Annotated in this window: 16 protein-coding genes and 1 pseudogene; 4 read left to right on the top strand and 13 right to left on the bottom strand. The window is 69.8% G+C overall.

Annotated elements, in window-relative coordinates; genetic code table 11:
* Positions 1–23: 23 nt before the first annotated feature.
* The 12 genes from ACFVJS_RS18150 to ACFVJS_RS18095 form a co-directional block, all read right to left on the bottom strand.
* Positions 24–632, bottom strand: coding sequence for a hypothetical protein (locus ACFVJS_RS18150; RefSeq protein WP_378883001.1), 609 nt, complete (start codon positions 630–632; stop codon positions 24–26).
* Between the two features lie 120 nt (positions 633–752).
* Positions 753–1,103 (bottom strand): DUF2200 domain-containing protein, encoded by a 351-nt coding sequence (locus tag ACFVJS_RS18145; RefSeq protein WP_378882999.1) that lies wholly within the window; start codon positions 1,101–1,103, stop codon positions 753–755.
* Between the two features lie 31 nt (positions 1,104–1,134).
* Positions 1,135–1,653, bottom strand: a complete 519-nt coding sequence (locus ACFVJS_RS18140) for a TrmH family RNA methyltransferase (protein WP_378882997.1) — start codon at positions 1,651–1,653, stop codon at positions 1,135–1,137.
* Positions 1,654–1,764: 111 nt separating this feature from the next.
* Positions 1,765–2,526, bottom strand: coding sequence for a methyltransferase domain-containing protein (locus ACFVJS_RS18135; RefSeq protein WP_378882994.1), 762 nt, complete (start codon positions 2,524–2,526; stop codon positions 1,765–1,767).
* Between the two features lie 158 nt (positions 2,527–2,684).
* Positions 2,685–3,983 carry a dihydroorotase gene (locus ACFVJS_RS18130; RefSeq protein ID WP_378882992.1) on the bottom strand — a complete coding sequence of 433 codons (1,299 nt, stop codon included), beginning with the start codon at positions 3,981–3,983 and terminating at the stop codon, positions 2,685–2,687.
* Complete coding sequence (locus ACFVJS_RS18125; RefSeq protein ID WP_378882991.1) at positions 3,980–4,921, bottom strand: aspartate carbamoyltransferase catalytic subunit; 942 nt, start codon at positions 4,919–4,921, stop codon at positions 3,980–3,982. The genes ACFVJS_RS18130 and ACFVJS_RS18125 overlap by 4 nt, the downstream gene beginning before the upstream one ends.
* Positions 4,918–5,493 carry a bifunctional pyr operon transcriptional regulator/uracil phosphoribosyltransferase PyrR gene (pyrR, locus tag ACFVJS_RS18120; protein ID WP_378882988.1) on the bottom strand — a complete coding sequence of 192 codons (576 nt, stop codon included), beginning with the start codon at positions 5,491–5,493 and terminating at the stop codon, positions 4,918–4,920. The genes ACFVJS_RS18125 and pyrR overlap by 4 nt, the downstream gene beginning before the upstream one ends.
* Before the next feature lie 62 nt (positions 5,494–5,555).
* Positions 5,556–6,566 (bottom strand): NADPH:quinone reductase, encoded by a 1,011-nt coding sequence (locus ACFVJS_RS18115; RefSeq protein ID WP_378882985.1) that lies wholly within the window; start codon positions 6,564–6,566, stop codon positions 5,556–5,558.
* Between the two features lie 24 nt (positions 6,567–6,590).
* Complete coding sequence (locus ACFVJS_RS18110) at positions 6,591–7,787, bottom strand: hypothetical protein (RefSeq protein WP_378882983.1); 1,197 nt, start codon at positions 7,785–7,787, stop codon at positions 6,591–6,593.
* 174 nt (positions 7,788–7,961) lie between these two features.
* Complete coding sequence (gene nusB, locus ACFVJS_RS18105) at positions 7,962–8,378, bottom strand: transcription antitermination factor NusB (RefSeq protein ID WP_378882980.1); 417 nt, start codon at positions 8,376–8,378, stop codon at positions 7,962–7,964.
* Between the two features lie 2 nt (positions 8,379–8,380).
* Entirely contained in the window at positions 8,381–8,947 is a 567-nt protein-coding gene (efp, locus tag ACFVJS_RS18100; protein ID WP_165111524.1) for an elongation factor P, read from the bottom strand.
* 120 nt (positions 8,948–9,067) lie between these two features.
* Positions 9,068–9,532 carry a type II 3-dehydroquinate dehydratase gene (locus ACFVJS_RS18095; RefSeq protein WP_378882977.1) on the bottom strand — a complete coding sequence of 155 codons (465 nt, stop codon included), beginning with the start codon at positions 9,530–9,532 and terminating at the stop codon, positions 9,068–9,070.
* 62 nt (positions 9,533–9,594) lie between these two features.
* Between ACFVJS_RS18095 and ACFVJS_RS18090 the strand changes: the two genes are divergently transcribed.
* From ACFVJS_RS18090 to ACFVJS_RS18075, 4 genes and pseudogenes are all read left to right on the top strand, one after another.
* Complete coding sequence (locus ACFVJS_RS18090) at positions 9,595–10,200, top strand: TetR/AcrR family transcriptional regulator (protein WP_378882975.1); 606 nt, start codon at positions 9,595–9,597, stop codon at positions 10,198–10,200.
* Between the two features lie 46 nt (positions 10,201–10,246).
* Positions 10,247–11,404: an acyl-CoA dehydrogenase family protein gene (locus tag ACFVJS_RS18085; protein WP_378882972.1), complete on the top strand. Its 1,158-nt coding sequence runs from the start codon at positions 10,247–10,249 to the stop codon at positions 11,402–11,404.
* Positions 11,405–11,518: 114 nt separating this feature from the next.
* A pseudogene (locus ACFVJS_RS18080) lies at positions 11,519–11,632 on the top strand (AraC family transcriptional regulator); the annotation flags it as partial.
* 50 nt (positions 11,633–11,682) lie between these two features.
* On the top strand, positions 11,683–12,117 hold the full coding sequence (locus ACFVJS_RS18075) for a VOC family protein (RefSeq protein WP_378883014.1): 435 nt from the start codon (positions 11,683–11,685) through the stop codon (positions 12,115–12,117).
* 68 nt (positions 12,118–12,185) lie between these two features.
* On the opposite strand, the gene ACFVJS_RS18070 is transcribed toward ACFVJS_RS18075, so the two are convergent.
* Positions 12,186–12,909: 3-dehydroquinate synthase family protein (locus ACFVJS_RS18070; RefSeq protein ID WP_378882969.1), on the bottom strand; the 724-nt coding region annotated here is incomplete at its 5' end.

The following is a 12,909-nucleotide window of genomic DNA, read 5'->3' as shown; positions in this document are numbered from 1 at the left end:
CCGTGTCTGTCTGCGGGTGACCTCTAAGACCCACGTCGGGATGGTCCTCGGCGACGGCGCGTACGAACGGGGCGCGTGGGCGAACTGCCGGCCGCCCGTTCGGTCTGCTCGGCATCCAGGCTGCGCTCGGTGTCGATGTCGAGGCCGTCGAGACCGGCACGGTCGACGTACTCCTCCACCAGCCAGCGGGCGTGGGCGTCGTAGGCCGCCTCGTTCAGCTCGACGTCGGCGTCCGCGATGTCGTCGATGAAGATCGTGAAGACGACCTCGGTGCCCTGGGCATGGAGGGCAGGGACGTACTTGTCGCGCAGGGCCACCCAGAAGTCAGGGTCCTGCGCCGGCTTGGTCGCGAAGGCGGAGACGATGTCGAGCTGCGGCGGGATCTCGTCCATCCGCTGCACGTTGGGCGCGCGGTCCTCCTCCTTCGTGGTCTCGACATCGCGCCACTGACGGTAGTAGCCGAACGCGATCGGGTCCTTGCACTCCGTCGGCCCTGTGGTGGCTGTGGCGGACGGGACGGTTGCCGGTGCCGGCGCTGCGACCGCGGGCGCAGTCCCGGCGCCGAGGGTCGCGACGGCACCAGCGGCCACGGCGAGGCGGAGGCTCTGGATCAGGCGGGGGCGATCAGACATCAGGCGTTCCTCTCCTGGGCGCCCGGAACCCGATCGGCACTCTGCCGCCGCCCGGACGCGACTGTGACTCGCACCACAACTTGGCAGACTAAACCGATTTAGTCCAGAGGGCTCACAAACCTAGCCGCGCAGGATCTTCTCCATGGCCTTGCCCTTGGCCAGCTCGTCGACGAGCTTGTCGAGATAGCGCACCTGACGCATGACCGGGTCCTCGATGTCCTGGACGCGCACGCCGCAGACGACCCCGGTGATGAGCTGCGAGCTCGGGTTGAGGTCGGCGGCCCCGAAGAACTCCTCGAAGCTCGTCTCCGCCTCGACGTGCTCGGCGATCGCCTCGTCGTCGAAGCCGGTCAGCCAGGTGATCACCTGGTGCAGCTCGGCCGTGGTGCGGCCCTTCTTCTCCACCTTCGTCACATAGTGCGGGTAGACGGAGCCGAAGGGCATCTTGTAGACGCGCTCGAGGTTATCCACGCACCCGAGACTAACCCCGGTCGCGGCTCCGTCACGACAGCCCCGCGAGCCGGTAGGCGACCAGGCTCCCGGCGACCGCGACGTTCAGGCTCGCACCCCAGCCGACCATCGGGATCTCGATGCACTCGTCGGTCTCGGCGAGCACGTCATCAGGCACCCCGTGGTGCTCGTGGCCGAGCAGAAGCACCGTCGGCTCCCGCGCCGGCTCCAGCCGGGTGAGCGGCGTCGCCCCGTCGGCGAGCTCGACAGCGACGATCCGCTTGCCCGCATCGCGCTGCGTCTCGATCCACGCCTCCTTGCTGGGCGTCACCCAGTGGACGCACGGCCGTCGTCCGCGCAGCGTGTCGCCGACCTGGAGCGCGTCGAGATAGTGCTTGGTGCGTGGCACCGCCAGACACGCCCCGATCGCGTCGCAGGTGCGCAGCAGGGTGCCGAGGTTCGCGTCGTACGCGACCCACAGCGGCGCCACGACAAGGCGATCCCAGCACGAATGACGACCTGGTCGCCGCTTGGCGCGCAGCTCGCGGGGCTTCGTCTTCGCGCCGCTCATCGGCGCGCGGTGGTGGCTCCCGACATGGTCATGAGAAGTGGCGCCTTTCAGCGGCGGCGCCGAGCCATCGACGTACGAGTCTTGGTTCCACGAGGATAGCCCACACGCACGTCAGGCCGGCCGCTCCGCGACGAGCTGGTACATCCCGGCGATACGTACGAACGGCTCCTGGTCGCACAGCGCGCGCTCCAGCTCGAGGAGGCGGTCGAAGTAGGCGGGGTCGTGCTTGGCCGCGTCGTCGGTGAGAAGGTCGTTGGCGACCCTGGTGCCGAAGCGTCCGGTCACCCGGAGTCCGCAGCCGGCGAGCTCGGCCTCGAGGTCGGCCATCGGCACCTTGCGTACGTCATGGTCGAAGGCGACGGCGCGCTTGGTGTCCGCCCGCAGCTCGGTGAGCGCGGCCTCGGGACCGGCGGTGACCAGCTGGCGCAGCACCATGCTCGCCGGGTTGGGGACCATCACCGAGAGCCGGCCGCCGGGGCGGACGACGGCTGCGAGGCGGCGTACGTCTCCCGCGTCGGCGGGACGGTAGTGGAGCACGAAGTGGCACAGCACCAGGTCCCACTCGCCCTCGGGCAGGTCCTCGACACCACCGACGAGCGTGGTCAGCGACGCGCCCGCGTCCGCCGCCCGGCGCTTCGCCTCCGTCAGCCAGGACTCCGACGGGTCGAGGATCGTGACGTCGTGTCCGGCCAGGGCCAGCGGCAGCGCGTCCATCCCGTCGCCGCCGCCGACGTCGAGGATCTTCAGCCGCTCCCCCAACTCGGCGCACTGGCGCCGCAGGACCTCCTCGACCACGGTGTAGCGGATCCGGCCCCACGGGGTCGTGGTGTAGGCGCGCCACTGCGCCAGCTTGTCGGAGAAGACGTCGGTCATGGCCGGGGAGCCTATCCGCACGTCTCGCCGAGTCGGGTTGAATCCTGCGCCGGGCCCCGCGACTGCTCACCGAGGTAGCTCGGCCAGCAACCACTTCCTTCGTTGAGTCCCACGAAGGAAGTGAGCCCTCACCGAGTTACCTCAGTGAGCATCCAGGGCTACCCGGCGTAGGTCTGCTTCCCCCGCAGGTAGGTGGAGACGACACGGCCGGTGAGCTTGCGGTCGTGCCAGGGGTTGTTGCGAGACAGCGAGAGCGAGCGGTCGCGGTCCACGACGTACGTCGCGGCCGGGTCGACCAGGGCCAGGTTGGCCGGCTCTCCGACCGCGATCGGGCGGCCGTGGCCCTCCAGACCGGCGATCCGGGCCGGGGTCGTGGACATGACCCGGGCGACGCCGGCCCAGTCCAGCAGCCCCGAGGAGACCATGACGGTCGAGACGACCGAGAGCGCCTCCTCGAGCCCGAGCATCCCGAAGGCGGCGTCGACGAACGCGTGCTCCTTGTCCTGGCGCGCGTGCGGGGCGTGGTCGGTGGCGACGGCGTCGATGGTGCCGTCGGCCAGCGCCTCGCGCAGCGCCTCGACGTCCTCGGCGGGACGCAGCGGGGGGTTGACCTTGAAGGTCGGGTCGTAGCCGGCGAGCAGGTCGGTGGTCAGCAGCAGGTGGTGAGGTGTGACCTCGGCGGTGACCGCCCAGCTGCCGTCCTTCTCGGCCTGGGCCTTCGCCCAGCGCAGCACCTCGACGGTGCCGGCGGTCGAAGCGTGGGCGACGTGGACGCGCGAGCCGGTGTGGCGGGCGAGCATCACGTCGCGGGCGACGATGACCTCCTCGGCGACCCCCGGCCACCCAGGCAGGCCGAGCCGTCCGGAGAGCTCACCCTCGTGGCAGCAGGCCGACCCGTAGGGCGCAAGCGACGGATCCTGGGCGTGCTGGGAGATCACGCCGCCGAACGCCTTGACGTACTCCAGCGCGCGCCGCATCACCCGCGGATCAGAGACACACCGACCGTCGTCGGAGAAGACCTTGACCGCGGCTCGGGAGCGGTTCATCAGGGCGAGCTCGGCGAGTTCCTCACCGGCCAGCCCCTTGGTCACCGCGCCGACCGGGAACACGTCGGCCAGCCCTGCCTCGCGGCCGAGCTCCCACACCGAGACCGCGGCCTCGGCAGTGTCGGTGACCGGCGAGGTGTTGGCCATCGCGAGCACCGCGGTGTAGCCGCCCGCGGCGGCCGCGGCCGCGCCGGAGGCCACCGTCTCGGCGTCCTCGCGGCCCGGCTGGCGCAGGTGGGTGTGCAGGTCGACCAGGCCCGGGAGGAGGACGAGACCAGAGGCGTCGACGACCTCGTCTACGGAGTCGTCGGAGACCGAGACCGTGCCGATCTCCCGGATCACTCCCCCGTCGACGTACACATCGGTCGGCTCGGCCCCGAGGACGGAGCCTCCCTTGATCAACAGGCTCATGCGGACTCCTCGCCGGCAAGCAGGTGGTAGAGGACGGACATCCGGATCGCGACGCCGGCCGAGACCTGGTCGAGGATCCGGGAGGAGGCGGCGTCGGCGGCCTCGGGAGAGATCTCCAGGCCACGGTTCATCGGGCCGGGGTGCAGGATCGGGACGCCGTCGCGCAGCATGCCGAGGCGCTGGCGGGTGAGCCCGTAGCCGACGGTGTACTCACGTGAGGTCGGGAAGTAGCCTCCGCTCATCCGTTCGCGCTGGACGCGCAGCATCATGACCGCGTCGACCTCCGGAAGCACGTCGTCCAGCGTGTAGGAGGTGGCGAAGCCGTCGGCCTTGGCCCAGTCGGCGACCCCCGAGGGCATGAGCGTGGGCGGAGCGACGGCGACCACGGAGGCACCGAGCTTGCCCAGCGACTTCACGTTGGACCGGAACACCCGCGAGTGGGTCAGGTCGCCGACGATGGCGATCCGCTTGCCCTCCAGCGACCCGGGACCGCCGAGCTGGCGCTGCAGGGTGTAGCCGTCGAGCAGGGCCTGGGTCGGGTGCTCGTGCATCCCGTCGCCGGCGTTGATCACGGGGATGTCGAGCCAGCCCGCGACCTGGTGGGCAGCGCCGGAGGCCGAGTGACGCATCACCAGACCGTCGACGCCCATCGCGGTCACGGTCAGCACGGTGTCGCGCAGCGACTCGCCCTTCGAGGCCGAGGAGCCCTTCGCCGACAGGTTGATCACATCGGCCGAGAGCCACTTCCCGGCGATCTCGAACGAGGACCGGGTGCGGGTCGAGTCCTCGAAGAAGAGGTTGATCACGGTGCGCCCGCGCAGCGCCGGCAGCTTCTTGACCTCGCGCTTCTGGACGTCGTGCATCTCGGCGGCGGTCGCGAAGAGCTGCTGGATCTCCTCGGCACTCACGTCGTCGATGGACAGCAGATGGCGCGTCATGCGGTCACCCCTTCGAGCTCCACGATGCGTACTTCGTCGATGCCGTCGGTCTCCTCCAGCCGCAGCCCGACCCGCTCGGAGCGCGCCGTCGGGAGGTTCTTGCCGACGTGGTCGGCGCGGATCGGAAGCTGCCGGTGGCCGCGGTCGACGAGCACAGCCAGGCGTACGACGGCGGGGCGGCCGTAGTCGGCCAGTGCGTCGAGCGCGGCGCGGACGGTGCGGCCCGAGAACAGCACGTCGTCGACCAGCACCACGGTCTTGCCGTCGATGCCGCCCGGCGGGATCTCGGTGTGGTGCGGCGCTCGGGTCGGGTGGGTCCGCAGGTCGTCGCGGTACATCGTCACGTCGAGTGCGCCGTGGGCCACGGGATGGCCCTCGGCGGCCTCGATCCGCGCGGCGATCCGCTTCGCGAGCGGCACCCCGCGGGTGTGCAGACCGAGGAGCACCAGGTCCTCGGCGTCGCGGTTGCGCTCCAGGATCTCGTGGGAGATCCGGGTCAGCGCCCGGGAGATGTCACGGGAGTCGAGCACCACGCGACCATCGGTCGACGGCTCGGGCACGGCATCAGACAAGGTTGTGGTCTCCTTCTCCGCCTCACGGGACGGCTCGTTAAAGGATCGGGCCAACCTTATCCTCACTCCAGGTCGATGAGCACTTTCCCGATCGCGCCGGCCTCGACCGCGTCATGGGCGGCCGCCGTCTCCTCGAGCCGGTAGTGGTGCAGGGGTACGCCGGCCTCCGGTCCCACGCGCAGCGCGCCGGCCGCCACGGCGGCGGCGACATCGTCGGCCGCTGCCTGGATCTGCTCGGGCTCGATGCCGTAGAGCTGGATGAACTGGTAGCGCAGGTTGAGCGAGAAGGTCGCCCGCACCGGCATGGTCAGCTCGTCGCCGCCGTTGTTGGCGTAGATCGCGATCGTGCCGCGCTTGGCGACGACGGCGCGGTCGAGGTCGTTGTTGTCCGCCGGTGCGACCTCGACGATCTGGTCGACGCCGTCGGGCGCGATCTCACGGATCTCCGCAGCCGGGTCGCCCTCGCGGTAGTTCACGATGTGATGCGCCCCCGCGGCCTTCGCCAGCGCCGCCTTCTCCGCGGAGCTGACCGTGGTGATCACCGTCGCGCCCGCCCACACGGCCAGCTGGATCGCGGCGTTGCCGACCGCACCCGCTCCGCCATGGACCAGGATGGTGAGGCCGTCGAACGAGCCGGGCGCCACCCGCTCGACCGTCCCGCAGGTCAGCGCCCGATGGGCGGTCATCGCCGGCACGCCGAGCGAGGCGCCGAGGTCGTAGGAGGCACCGGCAGGCAGCTCGACAGCCTTGTGGGCCGGGACGGTGACGTACTCGGCCGCGGTGCCCCAGGGCTGGCCGTGCTGAGCCATGAAGAGCCAGACCTGCTGTCCGACGACGTGGGTGCTGACTCCCTCGCCGATCTCCTCGATCACGCCGGCGCCGTCCTGGCCCGGGGTCGCCTCGGGAGTCGTGAGGGTCGCGCTCAGGCCGGCACGTACCTTCCAGTCGGTGGGGTTGACCCCCGCCCGCACCAGCCTGACCAGGACCTCGCCCGGGCCGGGCTTCGGCACCGGGCGCTCGATCAGACGCATCGCGGAGGAGGGACCGTTCTCGGTGTAGACGACTGCGCGCATGACTCCGACGTTAGGGCATGCCGGCTAGAGCGCGTGCGCCATCCCAGCGCAGGCCTTCAGCCACGACATCTTGGTGTCCTCCGAGAGCTGGGAGTACTGCACCGTGGAGCCCGCGACGAGCACCGGGTCGAACGGGACCCGGTAGACCCCGCGGGTGCGCTGCTGGTAGACCTCGGTGAGGTCACGGGCCAGGTTGGTGTCGACCTTCGGAGACGGGTCGGAGAGCACGGTGATCGTCTTCAGCTTGAGGTCGGCGTAGCCGGACTCCTGGAGGGCGTCGAGCATCCACAGGCCGCTGTAGCCGGTGTCCTCGCGCACCGTCGAGGTCACCACCAGCAGGTCGGCGGTGTCGGCGGCGGCCAGCCAGTTCTCGGCCCGCATGTTGTTGCCGGTGTCGACCAGGATCACCTTGTAGAAGCGCTCCAGCAACTGGTGCACCTGCGCGAAGTCGTCGGCGTGGATCTGGCCGGTGACGTCGGGCCGCTCGTCGGAGGCGAGCACGTCGAAGTGGGCATCGCCCTGGGAGCGTACGAAGGCGCCCAGGTCACCGATACGGGACTGGTAGACGTTGTTGAACGCGGCGAGGTTGTCGAGCAGCTCGCGGGTGGTGTTGCGGTGGGTGCTGCGCATGCCGCGGATGCCGAGGGTGCCGCGGGTCTCGTTGTTGTCCCAGGCCACGATCCCGCCGCCGCGTACGGTGCCGAAGGTGTAGCCCGCGGCGAGCACGCCGGTGGTCTTGGCCGCGCCGCCCTTGGGGTTGATGAAGACGATCGTGCGCGGACCGTCGAAGTCACGCTGGATCATCGCCCGGTCCTGCTCGTAGGCGATCTCGGCCGGGCCCATCTTCGGACTGATCAGCCCGCCGGACATCTTGCGGATCGCGCCTCGCCAGCCCCAGGTCGCGGGGCCGAATCCGGCCGACTCCGCGCGCCGGTCGAGGAAGTCGGTCGCGCTGGGGACCTCCTGCCCGTGAACGGCCGGGGGCGGTGGTGTCACCGCGGCCGCCGGAGGGGGCGGTGCAGGTGTCGTGGTGACCTGTGGGTTGGTGATGCGAGTCGCCTCCTGACTCGGGTCTGACTGGGGGTAGGGCTGGGCCGGCCGTGAAGGCTGGGGCGGTTGTCCCGCCGAGCTCGGCGGAGGTGGCGTCACCCAGTGTGAGGGTGCACCGGTCGGCCGGGTGCGCGAGTCCGGCTCGTCGTACGGGTTGTTCTCCTGCGTCATGCGCTCTCCGAATACGGGTGCTGGTTTACGGCCTCCATCTCAGCCTTGGGTCCAAACATACGGTCCCGACCGAAGCAATCGTCGATAACCGGAAAACACACGCGTCGTGGCGCACCCCGAAATGACGCGACGCCTGTCCGGAACGGTCCCGGACAGGCGTACGTCACATGCTGATCAGCCCTTCGCGACATCCTTCGCGACCGCGGCGAGGACGCCGTTGACGAAGGAGGGGGACTCGTCGGTGGACAGCTCGGTCACCAGCGCCGTCGCCTCGCTGATCGCGACCTCGGCCGCGACATCGCCGTCGAGGATCTCCCAGACGCCGATGCGGAGCACGTTGCGGTCGACCGCCGGCATCCGGACCAGCGTCCAGTCCTTGGCGAAGGCGGAGATCAGGGCGTCGATCCGCTCGGCCTCGGCGACCACGCCCCGGACGATCTTGACCGTGAACGGGTTGTTGGGCACCTCGCCCTCACCGATCTGCTGGTCGAGCAGGTCACCGGCGGAGAGCCCGCGGGCCTCGGCGGCGAAGAGCACGTCCAGGGCCCGCTTGCGGGCCTTGGAGCGCGCGGTCGCGACGTGAGCAGCCAACGTCAGCCCTTCACGCGGGAGAGGTAGGAGCCGCCCTCGCGGGTGTCGACCTTGATCTTCTCGCCCTGCTCGATGAAGAGCGGCACCTGGATCTCGGCGCCGGTCTCGAGGGTGGCGGGCTTGGTGCGGCCGGTGGCGGAGTCGCCCATGACGCCGGGCTCGGTGTAGGTGATGGTGAGCTCGACCGACGGCGGCAGCTCGATGAAGAGAACGCGGCCCTCGTTGGTGGCCACGATCGCCTCGCTGTTCTCCAGCATGAAGTTGGCAGCGTCGCCGACGATCTCCGGGGCGACCTCGATCTGGTCGAAGTCCTGCACGTCCATGAAGACGAAGGAGGTGCCGTCGTTGTAGAGATACTGCATCGTGCGCTTGTCGACGGTCGCGGTCTCGACCTTGACCCCGGCGTTGAAGGTCTTGTCGACGTTCTTGCCCGACTCGACGTTGCGGAGCTTGGTGCGGACGAACGCCGGGCCCTTGCCGGGCTTCACGTGCTGGAACTCGGTGACCTGCCAGAGCTGGCCCTCGATCTTCAGCACCATGCCGTTCTTGAGGTCGTTCGTCGTCGCCATAACCGTCCGTCAGCCTTCGTCTTCGTCGTCCTGCAGCATCGCAGGCATCGTTGTCAATGTTCGGGTGCCACCAGGGCCACAGGGAATCCTAGTCAACGAGACGTACGCCGACCCAATTCGTCAGGCCTTGCCGAGCTTGGTGGCGATGACCTCGAGGGCCTCGCGGTAGCCGTCGATGCCCTTGCCCGCGACGACCGCGGTCGCGTGGGGGGTGACCACGCTGGTGTGCCGGAACACCTCGGGCCGCTGGAGAGGCTCGGAGATGTGCACCTCGATGAGCGGAGCGGTGAGCTGCGCGCAGGCGTCGTAGATGGCGTAGGAGTAGTGGGTCCAGGCGGCGGCGTTGAGCACGACCGGGATGTCCTTGTCGGCAGCGGCGTTGAGCCAGTCGACCATGTCGCCCTCATGGTTGCTCTGACGTACGTCCACGGCGAAGCCGAGCGCGTGGCCCCAGTCGACGCACATCGCGGCGAGCTCGTCGTGGGTGGTGTGCCCGTAGATCTCGGGCTGGCGCTTCCCGAGGCGCCCGAGGTTGGGGCCGTTGAGGACCAGGACCTGCTTCAACGCGTTGCTCACGAGCAGCATCTTCGCACGGTTTTCTCGAGCCGAATCTAAGCGCTCACTTACCTTTATGTCAGACTGATGGCATGAGCGACGTACGCACCAGCACCCAGGCACGCGGCGACCGCAGCCGCGCGCGTCTGCTCGACGCGGCGGTGCAGGCATTCTCCGCGAAAGGGTTCCACGGCACCAGCACCCGGGACATCGCCACCGCGGCGGGGCTGAGCCCGGCGGCGGTCTACGTCCACCACCGCTCCAAGGAGGAGCTGCTGCACGCGATCGCGGTGCGTGGCCACGAGATCATCCTCGAGGCGCTCACCGAGGCGACCCGTGCCGACGCCGCGCCCGCGGAGCGGGTCGCCGCCGCCGTACGCACCTATGTCCTCTTCCACGCCCGGTCACACACGACGGCCCGGGTCATCAACTACGAGCTCGCGGCGCTGACCGAGGAGCACTTCCGCGAGATCGCGGGCATGCGCCGCGCCATCGACACCGTCATGCGTGAGGTCGTCGAGGAAGGCGTACGCAGCGGCGACTTCGACACCCCCGATCCCGCCAAGGCCGCCACCGCCCTGCTTTCGCTGGGGATCGACCTGGCCCGGTGGTACCGCGACGACGGCTCCTGGACCCCCGAGTCCCTGGCCGACTTCTACGCCGACCTCGCGCTCCGCGTCGTCGGCGCCCGGCCCTGAGGCTCCGCCCGACTTCCGTTTCGACCCCGAGAAGAAAGCACGATTGATGCGCCGCACCATCTACACCGAGGACCACCAGTCCTTCCGCGAGACCATCCGCTCGTTCATCGAGAAGGAGGTCACCCCCGTCTACGACGAGTGGTACCAGGCCGGGATCGTCCCCCACGACTTCTACCTCAAGCTCGGCGAGCTGGGCGTGTGGGGCATCCAGGTGCCCGAGGAGTACGGCGGCGCCGGGATCGGGTCGTTCAAGTACTCCGCCGTCATCACCGAGGAGCTCGCCCGTGCCGGCGTCTCCTTCGGCGGCTCGAGCACCCACGTCGGTCTCTGCCTTCCCTACCTCCTCAAGCTCGCCACGAAGGAGCAGATGGAGCGCTGGATGCCCGGCTTCGTCTCCGGCGCGGAGATGTGGGCGATCGCGATGACCGAGCCGGGCACCGGCTCCGACCTGGCTGGGATGACCACCAACGCCAAGCTCACCGAGGACGGCAAGCACTACGTCCTCAACGGCGCCAAGACCTTCATCACCGGCGGCGTCAACGCCGACCGGGTGATCGTCTGCGCCCGCACCGCCCCGGCCACCCCCGAGGACCGCCGCGGCGGGATCACGCTCCTCGCCGTCGACACCAAGCTGCCGGGCTACGAGGTCGGCCGCAAGCTCGACAAGCTCGGCCTCAAGGTCTCCGACACCGCCGAGCTGTCCTTCACCGACGTGCAGGTCCCGGTCGAGGACGTCCTCGGCGAGGTCGGCAAGGGCTTCTCCTACCTCGGCCAGAACCTCCCGGTCGAGCGCCTCGGCATCGCCGTCGGCGCCTACGCCCAGGCCGCGGCCGCCGTCGAGTTCGCCAAGAAGTACGTCCAGGAGCGCAAGGTCTTCGGCACCGCCGTCGCGTCGTTCCAGAACACCAAGTTCGAGCTGGCTGCGTGCAAGGCCGAGGTCGACGCCGCCGAGGCCGTGGTCGACCGCGCCATCGAGGCCGAGGATGCCGGCACCCTGACCGCCGCCGAGGCCGCCTCGGCCAAGCTGTTCTGCACCGAGGTCGCCCACCGCGTGGTCGACCGCTGCCTCCAGCTCCACGGCGGCTACGGCTACATGAACGAGTACCCCATCGCCCGCCTCTACGCCGACAACCGCGTCAACCGCATCTACGGCGGCACGTCCGAGGTGATGAAGCTGATCATCGCCAAGGACATGGGTCTGTGACCTGCTAGCAACTCTGCCGAGTCGGCTCGTCTTGACGGGCCGACTCGGCATACGCTCGGGTATGTGACGCCGCGCGAGGACGAGAACCGCCGCCTGCTGCGGGCGCGCGACGCGATGGACCGGCACTACGCCGCGTCGCTCGACGTACCAGCGATCGCCCGGGTCGCCCATGTGTCGCCCGCGCACTTCAGCCGCCGGTTCAAGGCCGTCTTCGGGGAGACGCCCCACCGCTACCTGCAGCGCCGCCGGATCGAGCGGTCCATGGCACTCCTGCGCGAATCTACGTCCTCGACCAGGACGAGGCCCTCGACTTCTACGTCGGCAAGCTCGGCCTCGAGGTCGGCAGCGACGTCGACATGGGTTTCATGCGCTGGCTCACCGTCCACCTTCCCGGCGACCCCGACCACCAGCTGCTGCTCGAGGTGCCCGGCGGCTCCCCCGCCCACAGCACTGAGACCGCCGCCCAGCTGCGCGACCTGGTGACCAAGGGCGCGATGGGCGCCGCGGTCATCTTCAACACCGACGACTGCCAGAAGCTCTACGAGGATCTCTCCGCCAAGGGCGTCGAGTTCACCGACAAGCCCACCAAGCAGCCCTACGGCATCGACTGCGCCTTCCGCGACCCCTTCGGCAACCACATCCGCGCCACCCAGCGGGTCGAGGGTCCGGTCGAGATCACCGACGAGGACATCGCCCGCTGGTCGGGAGCCTGAGATCCAGCGATCAGGGTGCCGGAGGCCCGGCCTCGGTCAACAACACCTCAACGGCAGCGCGCCCGACGTCAGCCTCCGACGACCGCGTACGCGTCGCGCAGCTGCTCCTCGGTCGGCCCGGTCAGGATGCGCGGGACGGCGAGGTCGTGGAGGACGAGGAAACGGAGGACGGAGCCGCGGGTCTTCTTGTCGACCCGCATGGCGCCGATGAGGTCGTCGAAGCCCGCCTCGACGCCGAGCTCCTTGACGGTGGTCGGCAGGCCGACCTTGGCGAAGGTCGGCGCGTGCCGGGCGGCGACGTCGTCGGAGAGGACCCCGGCGAGGCGGGCGAGCTCGGCGGCGTAGACGCAGCCGACGGCGACCGCGTCACCGTGGCGGATCGAGAAGCCGGAGTGCTTCTCGAGCGCGTGGGCGAGGGTGTGGCCGTAGTTGAGGGTCTCGCGGCCTGGGTGGCCGTCGGCGCCGCCGGTCTCCTTCAGGTCTGCGGCGACCACCTCGGCCTTGACCCGGATGGCGCGCTCGACCAGCTCGGCCAGAACCGGGGAGTCCGCGGTGATCTCATCGGTCTCCTCGACCAGACGCAGGATCTCCGGGTCGGCGATGAAGCCGCACTTGACCACCTCGCCGAGCCCGGCGACCAGGTCCTCACGAGGAAGGGTCTTCAGCAGCGCGAGGTCGCACAGCACCCCGGCCGGTTCGTGGAACGCGCCGACGAGGTTCTTCCCGGCGCTGGTGTTGACCCCGGTCTTGCCGCCGACCGCGGCGTCGACCATGGCGAGGACGGTGGTGGGC

The organism is Nocardioides sp. NPDC057772 (assembly GCF_042798075.1).
Taxonomy (GTDB): domain Bacteria; phylum Actinomycetota; class Actinomycetes; order Propionibacteriales; family Nocardioidaceae; genus Nocardioides.
The sequence above is the reverse complement of the archived record's forward strand: the minus strand, read 5'-3'. Positions and strand labels throughout refer to the sequence as shown.

What these genes read in the sequence shown, in the direction of transcription:
- ACFVJS_RS18150 (WP_378883001.1), bottom strand. Translation starts at nt 632, where the DNA reads ATGTCTGATCGCCCCCGCCTGATCCAGAGCCTCCGCCTCGCCGTGGCC.
- ACFVJS_RS18140 (WP_378882997.1), bottom strand. Translation starts at nt 1,653, where the DNA reads ATGAGCGGCGCGAAGACGAAGCCCCGCGAGCTGCGCGCCAAGCGGCGA.
- ACFVJS_RS18135 (WP_378882994.1), bottom strand. Translation starts at nt 2,526, where the DNA reads ATGACCGACGTCTTCTCCGACAAGCTGGCGCAGTGGCGCGCCTACACC.
- ACFVJS_RS18130 (WP_378882992.1), bottom strand. Translation starts at nt 3,983, where the DNA reads ATGAGCCTGTTGATCAAGGGAGGCTCCGTCCTCGGGGCCGAGCCGACC.
- ACFVJS_RS18125 (WP_378882991.1), bottom strand. Translation starts at nt 4,921, where the DNA reads ATGACGCGCCATCTGCTGTCCATCGACGACGTGAGTGCCGAGGAGATC.
- ACFVJS_RS18115 (WP_378882985.1), bottom strand. Translation starts at nt 6,566, where the DNA reads ATGCGCGCAGTCGTCTACACCGAGAACGGTCCCTCCTCCGCGATGCGT.
- ACFVJS_RS18110 (WP_378882983.1), bottom strand. Translation starts at nt 7,787, where the DNA reads ATGACGCAGGAGAACAACCCGTACGACGAGCCGGACTCGCGCACCCGG.
- efp (WP_165111524.1), bottom strand. Translation starts at nt 8,947, where the DNA reads ATGGCGACGACGAACGACCTCAAGAACGGCATGGTGCTGAAGATCGAG.
- ACFVJS_RS18095 (WP_378882977.1), bottom strand. Translation starts at nt 9,532, where the DNA reads ATGCTGCTCGTGAGCAACGCGTTGAAGCAGGTCCTGGTCCTCAACGGC.
- ACFVJS_RS18090 (WP_378882975.1), top strand. Translation starts at nt 9,595, where the DNA reads ATGAGCGACGTACGCACCAGCACCCAGGCACGCGGCGACCGCAGCCGC.
- ACFVJS_RS18085 (WP_378882972.1), top strand. Translation starts at nt 10,247, where the DNA reads ATGCGCCGCACCATCTACACCGAGGACCACCAGTCCTTCCGCGAGACC.